This is a genomic window from Shigella sonnei (assembly GCF_002950395.1).
Classification (GTDB): Bacteria; Pseudomonadota; Gammaproteobacteria; order Enterobacterales; family Enterobacteriaceae; genus ECMA0423.
Genome location: NZ_CP026802.1, coordinates 4,730,549 through 4,744,693 on the forward strand (window position 1 = coordinate 4,730,549; position 14,145 = coordinate 4,744,693).

At 41.8% G+C, this 14,145-nt stretch carries 10 protein-coding genes, 1 tRNA gene and 6 pseudogenes; 8 read left to right on the forward strand and 9 right to left on the reverse strand.

Annotation, left to right across the window (positions count from 1 at the left end; genetic code table 11):
* Positions 1 to 124 precede the first annotated feature (124 nt).
* The 3 genes and pseudogenes from actS to C1P89_RS24405 all read left to right on the forward strand — a co-directional run.
* Complete coding sequence (gene actS / locus C1P89_RS24395) at positions 125 to 880, forward strand: amidase activator ActS (RefSeq protein WP_001272558.1); 756 nt, start codon at positions 125 to 127, stop codon at positions 878 to 880.
* A gap of 78 nt (positions 881 to 958) precedes the next feature.
* Positions 959 to 1,028: transfer RNA gene (locus C1P89_RS24400), tRNA-Gly, on the forward strand.
* A 204-nt stretch (positions 1,029 to 1,232) separates the two neighbouring features.
* Positions 1,233 to 2,508 (forward strand): annotated as a pseudogene (locus C1P89_RS24405) (glycoside hydrolase family 15 protein); the annotation flags it as partial.
* Positions 2,509 to 2,511: 3 nt separating this feature from the next.
* Here C1P89_RS24405 and C1P89_RS24410 read toward each other — a convergent pair.
* From C1P89_RS24410 to C1P89_RS24425, 4 genes and pseudogenes are all read right to left on the reverse strand, one after another.
* Positions 2,512 to 3,740 (reverse strand): IS3-like element IS2 family transposase gene (locus C1P89_RS24410; RefSeq protein ID WP_094096715.1). Its coding sequence is split into 2 segments (ribosomal slippage): positions 2,512 to 3,425 and positions 3,425 to 3,740, totalling 1,230 coding nucleotides; the frame shifts between segments, so codons are not numbered across the junction.
* 91 nt (positions 3,741 to 3,831) lie between these two features.
* Positions 3,832 to 4,287: pseudogene (gene ygeH, locus C1P89_RS24415) on the reverse strand (HilA family transcriptional regulator YgeH); the annotation flags it as partial.
* A gap of 334 nt (positions 4,288 to 4,621) precedes the next feature.
* Positions 4,622 to 5,113, reverse strand: coding sequence for a tetratricopeptide repeat protein (locus C1P89_RS24420; protein WP_000102786.1), 492 nt, complete (start codon positions 5,111 to 5,113; stop codon positions 4,622 to 4,624).
* A gap of 224 nt (positions 5,114 to 5,337) precedes the next feature.
* Positions 5,338 to 5,828 (reverse strand): annotated as a pseudogene (locus C1P89_RS24425) (hypothetical protein).
* A 429-nt stretch (positions 5,829 to 6,257) separates the two neighbouring features.
* Here C1P89_RS24425 and yqeK point away from each other — a divergent pair.
* Positions 6,258 to 6,682, forward strand: a pseudogene (gene yqeK / locus C1P89_RS24435) (protein YqeK).
* Between the two features lie 35 nt (positions 6,683 to 6,717).
* Positions 6,718 to 6,798 carry a hypothetical protein gene (locus tag C1P89_RS24440; RefSeq protein WP_000655821.1) on the forward strand — a complete coding sequence of 27 codons (81 nt, stop codon included), beginning with the start codon at positions 6,718 to 6,720 and terminating at the stop codon, positions 6,796 to 6,798.
* 33 nt (positions 6,799 to 6,831) lie between these two features.
* Here the strand turns inward: C1P89_RS24440 and C1P89_RS24445 are convergent, their stop codons facing one another.
* Positions 6,832 to 7,314 carry a YqeJ family protein gene (locus tag C1P89_RS24445; protein WP_000568339.1) on the reverse strand — a complete coding sequence of 161 codons (483 nt, stop codon included), beginning with the start codon at positions 7,312 to 7,314 and terminating at the stop codon, positions 6,832 to 6,834.
* Positions 7,307 to 7,816 (reverse strand): annotated as a pseudogene (locus tag C1P89_RS24450) (hypothetical protein); the annotation flags it as partial. The pseudogene C1P89_RS24450 and the gene C1P89_RS24445, both read right to left, overlap by 8 nt.
* Positions 7,817 to 7,871: 55 nt before the next feature.
* Between C1P89_RS24450 and C1P89_RS24455 the strand changes: the two are divergent.
* A protein-coding gene (locus tag C1P89_RS24455; RefSeq protein ID WP_094096600.1) for an IS1-like element IS1A family transposase occupies positions 7,872 to 8,569 on the forward strand; the annotation gives its coding sequence in 2 pieces (ribosomal slippage) (positions 7,872 to 8,121 and positions 8,121 to 8,569; 699 coding nt in all).
* Here the strand turns inward: C1P89_RS24455 and C1P89_RS24460 are convergent.
* From C1P89_RS24460 to C1P89_RS24475, 3 genes and pseudogenes are all read right to left on the reverse strand, one after another.
* Positions 8,567 to 8,892: pseudogene (locus C1P89_RS24460) on the reverse strand (winged helix-turn-helix domain-containing protein); the annotation flags it as partial. The gene C1P89_RS24455 and the pseudogene C1P89_RS24460 sit on opposite strands and share 3 nt — an antisense overlap.
* A 333-nt stretch (positions 8,893 to 9,225) precedes the next feature.
* Positions 9,226 to 9,858 (reverse strand): helix-turn-helix transcriptional regulator, encoded by a 633-nt coding sequence (locus tag C1P89_RS24470; protein ID WP_001446126.1) that lies wholly within the window; start codon positions 9,856 to 9,858, stop codon positions 9,226 to 9,228.
* Positions 9,859 to 10,317: 459 nt separating this feature from the next.
* Complete coding sequence (locus C1P89_RS24475; RefSeq protein WP_000065938.1) at positions 10,318 to 11,547, reverse strand: amino acid permease; 1,230 nt, start codon at positions 11,545 to 11,547, stop codon at positions 10,318 to 10,320.
* A 254-nt stretch (positions 11,548 to 11,801) separates the two neighbouring features.
* On the opposite strand from C1P89_RS24475, the gene C1P89_RS24480 reads away from it, so the two are divergent.
* Entirely contained in the window at positions 11,802 to 12,983 is a 1,182-nt protein-coding gene (locus C1P89_RS24480) for an acetyl-CoA C-acetyltransferase (protein WP_000656022.1), read from the forward strand.
* A gap of 286 nt (positions 12,984 to 13,269) precedes the next feature.
* The gene (kduI, locus tag C1P89_RS24485; RefSeq protein WP_000383210.1) at positions 13,270 to 14,106 is read left to right on the forward strand and encodes a 5-dehydro-4-deoxy-D-glucuronate isomerase; all 837 of its coding nucleotides are present in this window, start codon (positions 13,270 to 13,272) and stop codon (positions 14,104 to 14,106) included.
* The last annotated feature ends 39 nt before the right edge of the window (positions 14,107 to 14,145 follow it).

A 14,145-nucleotide genomic window follows, 5' to 3' on the forward strand; every position in this document is an offset into this window, starting at 1 on the left:
CTTCCCTTTGCCAAATGAAATTAACCTCTTTCTCTATTACCACGTTTTTCCAGAAGCAAGAGATTGGGTATCAAGAGGCTGGCTGCTATGATAAGGCGTCTTGTTTTTTAAGCGAGGAAAGATTTTGAGTGCGGGACGCCTGAATAAAAAATCTCTGGGTATCGTGATGTTGTTATCGGTTGGACTGCTTTTGGCGGGCTGTTCGGGTAGCAAATCATCCGATACAGGAACGTATTCCGGCTCCGTTTACACCGTGAAACGGGGGGATACGCTATATCGTATTTCGCGCACCACGGGAACCAGCGTAAAAGAACTGGCGCGACTGAACGGCATTTCCCCCCCTTACACCATTGAAGTTGGTCAGAAACTAAAACTGGGTGGGGCGAAAAGTAGCAGTAGTACACGTAAATCAACCGCCAAATCAACGACCAAAACCGCATCGGTTACACCGTCATCAGCGGTACCGAAATCATCCTGGCCGCCAGTAGGGCAACGTTGTTGGTTATGGCCAACGACAGGGAAAGTTATCATGCCGTATTCGACAGCAGATGGCGGCAATAAAGGGATTGATATCTCAGCTCCACGGGGTACACCTATTTACGCCGCGGGTGCAGGAAAGGTGGTGTATGTGGGCAACCAGCTGCGTGGCTACGGTAATCTCATCATGATTAAACACAGTGAAGATTACATTACGGCTTACGCCCATAATGACACGATGCTGGTAAATAATGGGCAAAGCGTGAAGGCTGGGCAAAAAATCGCCACTATGGGGAGCACGGATGCGGCATCTGTTCGCCTGCATTTCCAGATTCGTTACCGTGCAACGGCAATTGATCCGCTACGTTACTTGCCGCCGCAGGGCAGCAAGCCAAAATGCTGATGGCGAATTAATCAGCAGTCAGCAGCGCGGCACTTGCTAAGGAGAGCGTAAGGTTTATAATGCCTTACGCATCTCGAAGCGGGCGTAGTTCAATGGTAGAACGAGAGCTTCCCAAGCTCTATACGAGGGTTCGATTCCCTTCGCCGCTTTTGCTGTATCTGATTTTCTATATTATCTTAATTCAATCGCTTCAGACTTTTCGCAATCGCCGTAATATTTCCCCATTTTGTTGTAAATAAAAAGCGTTTACGCAATGCAATCCTTTTGTAACAACCCAGGTAAAACACCTTATTTTCAAGTTGTTAAATAAGTGGTTATTTACGCTTTTAACAAACGATTGATGGAATATTTTATGAAAGGGAAATCTGCATTAACTCTTCTGCTCGCTGGTATATTTTCGTGCGGCACATGCCAGGCGACAGGGGCAGAAGTGACGAGTGAATCTGTATTTAACATTCTTAATTCCACGGGGGCAGCAACAGATAAAAGTTATTTATCGTTAAATCCAGATAAGTACCCTAATTATCGTCTTCTGATTCACTCAGCCAAATTAAAAAATGAAATAAAGAGCCACTATACCAAAGACGAAATTCAAGGGTTGTTAACATTAACAGAAAACACACGAAAGTTAACGTTGACGGAGAAACCCTGGGGAACATTTATTCTTGCTTCTACTTTCGAAGATGACAAAACAGCGGCAGAAACCCACTATGATGCTGTCTGGCTGAGGGATAGTTTATGGGGCTATATGGCATTAGTATCAGATCAGGGAAATAGTGTAGCCGCAAAAAAGGTTCTGCTCACCCTGTGGGATTATATGTCTACGCTCGACCAGATTAAGCGGATGCAGGACGTCATTAGCAACCCCAAACGACTGGATGGAGTTCCCGGGCAAATGAATGCTGTGCATATCCGATTTGACAGCAACTCCCCCGTGATGGCAGATGTGCAGGAAGAAGGCAAGCCGCAGCTGTGGAACCATAAACAAAATGATGCGTTAGGTCTTTATCTTGATCTCCTTATACAAGCAATCGACACTGGTACAATTAACGCTGAAGATTGGCAAAAAGGTGACCGATTAAAATCGGTTGCGCTGCTGATTGCTTATCTGGATAAAGCCAATTTCTATGTTATGGAAGATTCCGGAGCATGGGAAGAAGATGCCCGATTAAACACATCTTCCGTTGCACTGGTGACCTCTGGACTGGAACGTTTGTCGAACTTACTCTCGAAGAAAGACTCTGTTTTTGTCTCTGATTTACTACGCGAAGCTAAAGCCAATGAACTGGATGAACCTCTTTCAACAACGAGGTTGAACCACCTCATAGATAAAGGTTATGAAAGAATAACGTTACAGCTTGATTTAGGGGGAGAATCCCCAGGTTATCTGGAAAAAGATAAACATTACAGAGAAGCCGATGCGGCTTTACTTAATGTTATTTATCCTGCAAATCTTGCAAAGATAAACACCAGAAGAAAAGAGCAGGTTCTAAAAATAGTTAAAAAACTAGCAGGTCCGTATGGTATAAAAAGATACGAGAAGGATAATTATCAGTCGGCAAATTTTTGGTTCAATGATATTAAAACCGATACCGATCAAAATTCACATGCGAAAAGAGATGGATTTGCCCCTATATTTCCAGACATCTGTTATCACTTAACCCATTACAAGCCCGCTGCCGCAGATATTCCCGTGGCGAGCGATAACCCAGCGCACTATGCGGATGCCATTCGTTATAATGCTCGAACGCCTCTGCAAGGTTCTTTGCTGCCGTTAACCCGTCTGGTTTGGGCATGATACTGATGTAGTCACGCTTTATCGTTTTCACGAAGCTCTCTGCTATTCCGTTACTCTCCGGACTCCGCACCGCCGTGTTCTTCGGTTCAAGTCCCAACATCCGGGCGAACTGGTGTGTTTCATTAGCCCGGTAGCATGAACCATTATCCGTCAGCCACTCCACTGGAGACGACGGAAGATCGTTGCCGAAGCGGCGTTCCACCGCTCCCAGCATGACGTCCTGTACTGTTTCACTGTTGAAGCCGCCGGTAGTCACCGCCCAGTGCAGTGCCTCACGATCACAGCAGTCCAGCGCGAACGTGACACGCAGTCTCTCTCCGTTATCACAGCAGAACTCGAACCCGTCAGAGCACCATCGCTGATTGCTTTCTTTCACGGCCACTCTGCCTGTATGTGCCCGTTTCGATGGCGGTACAGCAGGTTTTCGCTCAAGCAACAGCGCATTCTGGCGCATGATCCGGTAAACACGTTTGGCATTGATCGCAGGCATACCATCAAGTTCTGCCTGTCTGCGAAGCAGCGCCCATACCCGACGATAACCATACGTGGGCAGCTCTCCGATAACATGGTGTATACGGAGAAGCACATCCGTATCATCAGTGTGACGACTGTGGCGGCCATCCATCCAGTCATCGGTTCGTCTGAGAATGACGTGCAACTGCGCACGCGACACCCGGAGACAACGGCTGACTAAGCTTACTCCCCATCCCCGGGCAATAAGGGCGCGTGCGCTATCCACTTTTTTGCCCGTCCATATTCAACGGCTTCTTTGAGGAGTTCATTTTCCATCGTTTTCTTGCCGAGCAGGCGCTGGAGTTCTTTAATCTGCTTCATGGCGGCAGCAAGTTCAGAGGCAGGAACAACCTGTTCTCCGGCGGCGACAGCAGTAAGACTTCCTTCCTGGTATTGCTTACGCCAGAGAAATAACTGGCTGGCTGCTACACCATGTTGCCGGGCAACGAGGGAGACCGTCATCCCCGGTTCAAAGCTCTGCTGAACAATTGCGATCTTTTCCTGTGTGGTACGCCGTCTGCGTTTCTCCGGTCCTAAGACATCAATCATCTGCTCTCCAATGACTAGTCTAAAAACTAGTATTAAGACTATCACTTATTTAAGTGATACTGGTTGTCTGGAGATTCAGGGGGCCAGTCTAACCATCGATTTTTTTATTTGAAATGATTTGCACTAATTCCTGATTAAGTATTAATGGATCCAGTGTATTCAATGAAGTAGTGAAAGGGAATATAGCTATGGAATAGTCTGAAGTATTATCTTCATTAATTTTAGTTTTGAAAACCTGCCCGCTGAAACGATAACCTTTCCGGTAGATTGTTTCTATGCAACGATCATAGCCAATTTTTTCAAAAATGCAGCGCAAAGAATAGATACATCTTGTCAGGGACTCGTCACTAACAATAATATTTTTCCATACTGATTCGATGATCATATCTTTCAGTACAACATGACCAGCGGATTCAAGTAATACTATTAATACACCTAACTCTTTCTGTGGAATATAAACTTGCTCATTTCCTTGAGTAAGAATTCCATCTTCCGTGAGCGTTAATCCCTCAAGAAAATGATATGAGAATTTATTTTCTAAGTCCATTAGTTAACCTCTATGAAAAAATTGGTTTCTTGCATCCTGCTTAAGCAATAGAAATTATGGCTATTCATATTTATGTGTCATTAATGCTACAGGAAAATACATTCGACATATCTATGGTTGTGTTCACTAATTTATCTTAGGAATTCAGTGATGTAATCTGAAATAGCCTTATTCAATTTTTATAAAGTAGATTGTTCTCTAACGCATTGAAAAATAATGATTTATAGTATGCTCTTAACTGTTTTAAGATGCTGATTTAAGAAAACATAAGAGGTGCTGGTTATAGTAGTTAACTGCACTATAACCAGCAAATTTAACCAAATGATTGTAATGCTTAGCCATTATCTTCTGAATTATCGTTTAAGAGTTCAATATATGCCTGCGCTTTACTCTTAACACTATCATCCTCACAATTGTTAATAATGTGATAGAAACATTGCATTGCGTTATCGATATTTTTAGCCCCAATCTGACATTGACCCATACGATAAATAACTGAATAGTCATCATACGGGGAGTAATTGTAACTTAGTTTGTAAAGGTCATATGCTTGTTGATATTTCTTTTTTGGCTGACATACTGATGCAAAATCTTTTAGATACTCATGATTTTCGAACGCATAAATGCACAAAAATTTATAATAAATTTCTGCGTCCGTTATATTACCCTTTTCATGGTAGTCGAATGCATATGCATATATTCTATCAAGGATATCAGGAGTTAAACCATGTAGTAATGCCAGATTTTCTCCTTTCGATAATGCGTGTTTTAGTTGATTTGCCCATTCATCACTATTATTGAATATTTCAATTGTTTCTGTGCTCATAATATTCCTCTGTGATGTGTCTCGTGATGCTAAATTATTATTGATTGACTCATTAATATTTTTACATTTATCTTTTTTAAATTATTAGTTTTAAGCTTGCATTGCTTATGGTATATTTTTCATTATTGGTAAAAGTACTGTTCACTACAAACTAATAACATCATTAGTTGTTTTACTAATATTCACCTTATTAGTTATCTTAATTACGACATTACATAAATGCCTTAATGTGTATGACCTGGATTCATAGTATCAATTGCCATTTTTTCAATGAAAATTAAAAAGGGGATTTTTGAGAAGGGTAGAATGTCGTTTGTTTTTTTTCTTTATTATGTCTGGTGACGAGGGGGGATAGAACGTCTGTGCATATAGTAGTGAATTTATTCAGGTCTACATTATTCTCTATTTTGGTCAGTTTTATGAGTTCATTTACAGCCATACTCATTAAATCATCTGTTATCGAAAATTTATATATGCTCATAGCAGATAATATTGCTTGCTGAATTATCTCTTCAGAAATATCCGCTATCTTTATTGACAAATCATGTGTTAGATATTTTCCTCCAAGAGATTCTTGTTCAATATAATTTAAACCAGACCCCATTGTGATTTTAACTGGATTAACGGATTTCTCTTCATTTTTCTTATTTTTGTTCTCCTGATCAGGAACTAATGGTTGCAGTGGTAGGCTATTATTAATATTTCGTGGCTTCATTTTACATTTCTCTCATTTGATTAGAGCAAAATCCGAATTCGCAGCTTCTGATAATGTCAAATATCACCTTTTCTCATGCTTTATTCTATCAAAAATCGCTCATTTTTACTTTTTTTACCATAATGTTACTCAGTAGCATCGGCAATTTACATAACTTACACGTTGTTTTTTATATCTCGAAAAAACAGATAGATAGTGTGCGCACTCGAAATGATATTGGTAACATAAATAGCTTTATTCGTGATAAACATCTCAAAAGATTTCCTTTATTATATTCGAAATTCATTTGATCAAGGTTATCACCTTATGGAGACGTTACGTAGAATGACTATATTTGTTATCGGCACATTAGGGGTATTAATTTTAGTATTGATGGAAGGTGATTATTGAACAGTAACATCGAGTCACGGTAAAAATGTGAGGTATACAATGGACATTGAGTTTTCGCAGATTCATGAAATGGTCTATATGCATGATATTGTAAATTCGGACTCGAAAAAGAAACCAAGGATTCCGTTAAAAAAATTCCTTAATGCTGAGAATGTTCTCACGCAAACAACATCATGGACATTAAATTCAAGATATGTGAATGTTAATTCTGTCAATAAAGTCAACGTAAAGAGTAAAGTTAAAAACAGTTATATCTCACGATCTGTCAATGATGAGTTTAGTTTAACAGATGATGAAATCAATTCTTTTAAAGAAACGTTAGTCCTTTCCTCTATTGATTCCTGAGTAAACTGGTTCTTAATAATCCTCTTTCTGTATTGTTTACATCGACTGTACGAAGGAATAATAATCGAGCTAAGATGAATGTCGAGTTCGACTCATGGATTTGCACCAGATGTTGTTGATACATGATATTTTACATTGCAAGGAGATGTCTAAAATGAAAGATGTTGATCAAAACTTTGATGCTTTAGACTGCCATATACTGCGAGAATATTTAATTTTATTGTTTTATGATTAACGAGGTTCCATCTTTTTTGTTATCTATTTTAGTTTACCTTGCACAATGCATTATTGCTCTGTTACCAATGCTCAAAATAAAAGCATGCTTACCTTGCTTTAGTATATTATAGCTTACACTTTTTTCTGGAAAGACATAAAAATCAGGAATAAGTTGTGCAAGTCTATCATCATCAACTTGATCCATAATCTCAAACTTATTAACTTTCTTTGATGTTAAATGGGCTGTGTCATAGTTTTCAATCCATGTGTATTCAATATTTCGCCGTATTGATTTACTTTCTCTGTTACCTTGTTGCCAGGTTCCACTCAACGCAACAGTTCCTGTTTTATTTTTTTTGTTATACATAAAGTCGATGGTAAGATTTGCTCGTCCCTGGTCATTAAAAATTACCCAATTTGCAGTGCATGTTTCGTTATATATCATTTTTTCTGCAGTGTAAGAATAGACAGTGAAGAGAATAAACCCACTGATAAAAACTAAAATAAATAATAAGTTTTTTTTATAATCAATCACGATTAACCTCACGGTAAGACAGGGTTAAACAGTCTGCCACTTCATGTTGGTTATAGTTTTTATTGCATGCCATAACAATCATCCCCGGTGAGGATTTTGCAAGAGGGAAGTATAACCACGGATATTTTTTACAGTTAATCCCCGAATCCAGTATCCGTGTTTTATATTTATCGAACTCTTTCAACCCATCAATTGTATCTTCTGTTACATTAAAATGGCAGCCATTAATTTCCGCAACAGTCTTGTAATCCTTGAAAAATGGCTTCGGTTGATTATTATTCCATAGCCAATATGCAGAATATGCGCCTATGACAAATGCGCTCAACATAATTAGATGACTTTTTATATGTTTGAGGATTTTGTTATTGAAATTCTTTGCGCCACCAATGCTCTCTTTGTATCCCGCATTAACTTTTATGGCAGGTGGGGCATTGTGTGTATGTGCGTCTGTTGACGAGTTTATTACATGATTTTGTATGTTAATGTCATTATGGATCTTGAAGGTGATGCTGCCAACTTACTGATTTAGTGTATGATGGTGTTTTTGAGGTGCTCCAGTGGCTTCTGTTTCTATCAGCTGTCCCTCCTGTTCAGCTACTGACGGGGTGGTGCGTAACGGCAAAAGCACTGCCGGACATCAGCGCTATCTCTGCTCTCACTGCCGTAAAACATGGCAACTGCAGTTCACTTACACCGCTTCTCAACCCGGTACGCACCAGAAAATCATTGATATGGCCATGAATGGCGTTGGATGCCGGGCAACTGCACGCATTATGGGCGTTGGCCTCAACACGATTTTACGTCACTTAAAAAACTCAGGCCGCAGTCGGTAACCTCGCGCATACAGCCGGGCAGTGACGTCATCGTCTGCGCGGAAATGGACGAACAGTGGGGCTATGTCGGGGCTAAATCGCGCCAGCGCTGGCTGTTTTACGCGTATGACAGTCTCCGGAAGACGGTTGTTGCGCACGTATTCGGTGAACGCACTATGGCGACGCTGGGGCGTCTTATGAGCCTGCTGTCACCCTTTGACGTGGTGATATGGATGACGGATGGCTGGCCGCTGTATGAATCCCGCCTGAAGGGAAAGCTGCACGTAATCAGCAAGCGATATACGCAGCGAATTGAGCGGCATAACCTGAATCTGAGGCAGCACCTGGCACGGCTGGGACGGAAGTCGCTGTCGTTCTCAAAATCGGTGGAGCTGCATGACAAAGTCATCGGGCATTATCTGAACATAAAACACTATCAATAAGTTGGAGTCATTACCGATCTTGAATCCTCTCTCGGCACGGTTGCAATTAGCGAGTGGGTAGTATCACCAACAGCGCGAAATCCGCGTCTGATAATGGATATGTTCTGATATAACGTGTTAGTAGGCACACGCATACCTTCTTCTTCCCAGACTCTGGTGAAAAAATCTTGTTGTGTAACCACATCAGGAAAAGCTTCAAGTAGAAGTGATAAACATCGACTGGCTGGCGTTGTCAGAACGACGTTAAGATCGGCGTTATGTACCGATATTAATTTTCGGTGCTCAGGCCAGAACTCGATATTATCGTTAATAATCCAGTACATACGTCAATAAACACTAAATCAATCGAAATGGAGATCACATAGTTTGCTAAGTATATTGGTATTTACGGCATAAATATATATTAATTTTATATTTATCATGATGATTGAAATGAGGCTTTAATGTTGCAACGTAAAACTTTACGTAAATTAACATGGTTAACATTTATGCCACTATTGTTTGTAAATTCATATTTCGTAATGCTTCTGAATTTTTCGTGTGATGGTTTTAAATACTATGTTGTTTACTCTTGGGGTTACTGCTTATTTATAAAATACGGGCATTTCAATAGATGCCCGTATGAACAGAGTATGATTCTGGCTGGTCGTTGAGTATCAATGTTGGACCGAATGTGAACGAATAAATAATTCGTTTATTTTACCACCCATTCTCTTTTCGATTCGTTGCTTGTACGCGTAGATGCTACGGATATCCATATCCAGCACTTCAGCAATCTGATATGGATTATAACCAGAAACCATATACCCCATTATGGTGAATTCCATCTGAGTTAATGTGTTACCTCTGGTAAATGATAAATAACGACCAATAAATAGTTGTCTGATCTTTTCATTGGCAACATCAAGACCATCATCATTATATATGACAGCAGATATTGCGGTGTTGTGTTTTCGCCAGTAGTTAGCTAACGATTGCATATTGCGGTCGCTGACTAAAACTATCCCCATGTCAGTACTTGCAAGATAGTCAATCCAGTCTTTTTCAAGGAATAGACGTAAAAAACTTACTGAAAAATCCACAAAAATATATCCGCTTAATCTCGCATTGTGGTTTTTTGTTAAGATACCTTCCACCACACCACGATTAAAATATGAACTTTCTTCGGGCCACATACAAAAACACGAGTTTGCGCAATACTGCAAACGCGGTGACTCTTCTGGCATTATTTGGCAATGCATTGAGCAACTATTGCATGTAAGACTTTTATAACGACTACAAAGCCCCATGTTAAGAACCTCCCTATCCGTATATAATTGCATAATTTCATTGGTGATTGATGATGTCAATACATCTTGATTTTGTAATTTTGCTGGGAAAAATTGCGATTAATCTGTATTTGCTATAATTCTGATTAAGACATTTAAAAATGCATTTCTCGTTATTAAATATGATTATGTTTCACTGATTTAATCTTGCATGGTCGAACGTGGTCCAGATAACTATCTCATGGTATGAGAATATCTATATCGCAAATTGTTTTTGAATGACCAGAAGATATCTTGCGAATCTAAGTTATGCATCTTAAATAGTCTTATTTAAGATGTTCAGATCTCTTTGTGTGTTTAACTAACTGATAATTCTAGGATATGACGAGAGAAGTGATAGGGCGGAATAATAACAAATGAATATTATGAAAAATGGAATGGTTCAAAATTGTAGCAATTTTGAACCATCCACAACGGATATTAGCTAAAGAACATTACCGATACGCACAGGATACCCACGATCAGCGTAATCAGATTTCCGATGGAGCGCCAGGGTTTAAGCGCCGGGATCAGATACGTTGACAACGTAGGCATGATGAAAAGTATCATGGCAATGAGCGGGCCGCTGATCGCATAAATCATCGAAATCGCGTTCGGGTTAATGCAACAAACAATGAAGGTAATCAGCGATACCAACATAATTGATAGTGCGCGGTTAAATGCACGACTTTTCTTTACACCAACCTGCTGTAGTGTTGTTTTGACGACCTCCGTGGCACCTTCAATAACGCCAAAGTACGTACCCAGGAATGATTTCGACATCGCAACTACTGCGACAATAATCCCGGAAATTGACAACCATGCTGGGGCGTTCGGCAGCATAGAAAGCGCCGATAAAATGGTGACCCCTTCTTCTTTAGCCGCTTCAATATACGAAGGTGGAATAGAAAGCAGGCAGCTAAAGACAAAGAACAGTACACTTATGCAGATGATGAGATAAGCGACTTTCATAATTTTTTTGCATTTATCCATAGCGTGTTCGCCATATTTTTCACGTCTGTCTATGGCAAACGTAGAAATAATGGGCGTATGGCTAAAGGCGAAAACCATCACGGGAATCGATATCCATATCTGGTGAAGGGTATTCTGATTGAACTCTACCTGGGTCGTTAATAGATCAGGTTGCCAACTACCGACAAGGTAAATGGAAAGAAATAAGAAATAGGCAATCAATGGGAATACCAAAAATCCCATTACCCGAATAGTGGCATGACGTCCCATCAGAAAAATGAGATTCAGAATTAATACAACACCCAGACTCACCAACATACGGATGCGAAGATCAATAACCATATGCTTTGCCAGCTGTTCCGTAAGTGAGTTGGTAATTGCCACTGCATATATCAACACGACGACAAAAAAGGCGATGAAGTACAGCGTGGTAATCAGATTACCAATCTTCTTGCCATAGTAGTGTGTTACCGCGCCCGTTATCCCTTCACATGCTGATGTTTTTGATGAGAGGATGAACTGGCATAAGGCTTTATGTGGCCAATATGTTAAAGGCCAGGCGACCAGAGCAGTAATAAACAGGACCACAGCCCCTGCCGAACCTAACTGAATAGGAAGGAAGAGCGTGCCTGCACCAACGGCTGTGCCGTAGAGCGCGAAACTCCACAGAGTTTCTTCTTTAGACCAAATATTAGACATTATCTGAACGTATCATCTACAAATTAAACAAAATGGAGGGCAATTTACCATAAACCAGGTTAAGTATGGGAGATTAACGCCTTATCTACCCATCTATTGGTGGGTTAGTGGTTGCAAACCTTACGTGCCAGTTATGACTCTGACTACTGCTCAGGCATATTTCCTTTGTGATAAAAATCACTTTTTTTAAACAATTAAGATAACTGTAATTAACAATCATTTACTATTGCACTGTTAATTGGTGCGAGGTTGTGATGAAAGACGTTGTGATTGTCGGGGCGTTACGGACACCTATCGGCTGCTTTCGTGGTGCGTTAGCGGGTCATTCCGCCGTGGAACTTGGTAGTCTGGTCGTGAAAGCGTTAATAGAACGTACCGGCGTTCCTGCATATGCGGTGGATGAAGTAATTCTTGGTCAGGTGTTGACTGCAGGGGCAGGGCAGAATCCGGCAAGGCAATCGGCTATTAAAGGTGGTCTTCCTAATAGCGTTTCTGCAATCACGATTAATGACGTTTGCGGTTCCGGACTTAAAGCACTGCATCTGGCTACTCAGGCGATACAGTGTGGCGAGGCTGATATTGTCATCGCCGGTGGCCAGGAAAACATGAGCCGCGCACCACATGTTCTGACTGATAGCCGCACCGGTGCACAGCTTGGCAATAGCCAGTTGGTTGACAGTCTGGTGCATGATGGGTTGTGGGATGCCTTCAATGATTATCATATTGGTGTCACCGCCGAAAATCTGGCTCGCGAATATGGCATCAGCCGTCAGTTGCAGGATGCTTACGCACTTAGCTCGCAACAAAAAGCGCGAGCGGCGATTGACGCCGGACGATTTAAAGATGAGATCGTCCCGGTAATGATCCAAAGTAACGGTCAGACGTTGGTTGTTGATACCGATGAACAGCCACGCACTGACGCCAGTGCAGAAGGTTTAGCCCGTTTAAATCCTTCATTTGATAGTCTCGGTTCTGTGACCGCGGGGAATGCATCATCCATAAACGATGGCGCAGCTGCGGTAATGATGATGAGCGAAGCCAAAGCACGAGCGTTGAATTTACCCGTGCTGGCCCGCATCCGCGCATTTGCCAGCGTTGGTGTAGATCCGGCATTGATGGGAATTGCGCCGGTGTATGCGACCCGCCGTTGCCTGGAGCGTGTAGGCTGGCAGTTGGCTGATGTCGATCTTATCGAGGCTAATGAAGCGTTTGCTGCACAGGCGCTTTCGGTTGGCAAGATGCTTGAGTGGGATGAGCGTCGGGTCAATGTCAATGGTGGCGCGATCGCACTCGGTCACCCGATAGGCGCTTCCGGTTGCCGAATCCTGGTTTCTCTGGTTCATGAAATGGTGAAACGTAATGCCCGCAAAGGGCTGGCAACGCTTTGTATCGGCGGGGGCCAGGGCGTGGCATTGACCATTGAACGTGACGAGTAGCTCTGCATTTCCTCCTTACCGATAAATATCTGCCGTCATTAATCTGTTGAATAATGATGGCTGGCAAGTCGACATACATTTTCTGGGCTCCCTCATTTTTCCATTCTCATGACATATTCGTGATCGACACTGCACTTTTTTTAATCCTTAACTTAAAAATGAAACATTGTTTTATTTTTAATTGAAAACCCTAGCCCATGGGCATATCATCCCTTTATAGAGAAAACGAAACAGTGTTTCACTATCGTTTTCTATTTTCACGCTTCACTGATTATCGGAGGTTGATGTGGACGTAAGACAGGGCATCCACAGTGCGCACGCAAAAACGCTGGATACCCAAGGGCTGCGCAATGAATTTTTGGTTGAAAAGGTATTTGTCGCCGATGAGTACACCATGGTTTACAGCCACATTGACCGAATTATTGTTGGCGGCATTATGCCGATAACTAAAACGGTTTCCGTTGGCGGGGAAGTTGGTAAACAACTCGGCGTAAGCTATTTCCTTGAACGTCGCGAGTTAGGTGTTATCAATATTGGCGGTGCCGGTACGATTACTGTCGATGGCCAATGCTATGAAATCGGTCACCGCGACGCCCTGTATGTTGGTAAAGGTGCAAAAGAAGTTGTCTTTGCCAGTATTGATACCGCCACTCCGGCAAAGTTTTATTACAATTGCGCACCCGCGCATACGACGTATCCCACCAAAAAAGTCACACCGGACGAAGTATCTCCAGTCACGTTAGGCGATAACCTCACCAGTAACCGTCGCACAATTAACAAATATTTTGTCCCGGATGTGCTGGAAACCTGCCAATTGAGTATGGGGCTGACGGAGCTGGCTCCTGGTAACTTGTGGAACACCATGCCGTGTCACACTCACGAGCGCCGGATGGAAGTTTATTTCTATTTCAATATGGATGATGACGCCTGCGTTTTCCACATGATGGGGCAGCCGCAAGAAACGCGTCACATTGTGATGCATAACGAGCAGGCGGTGATCTCCCCCAGCTGGTCGATCCATTCCGGCGTCGGAACCAAAGCTTATACCTTTATCTGGGGCATGGTTGGTGAAAACCAGGTCTTTGATGATATGGACCATGTGGCCGTTAAAGATTTGCGCTAGTTGTCGGCATAGTGGCCGTTAAAGATTTGCGCTAGTTGT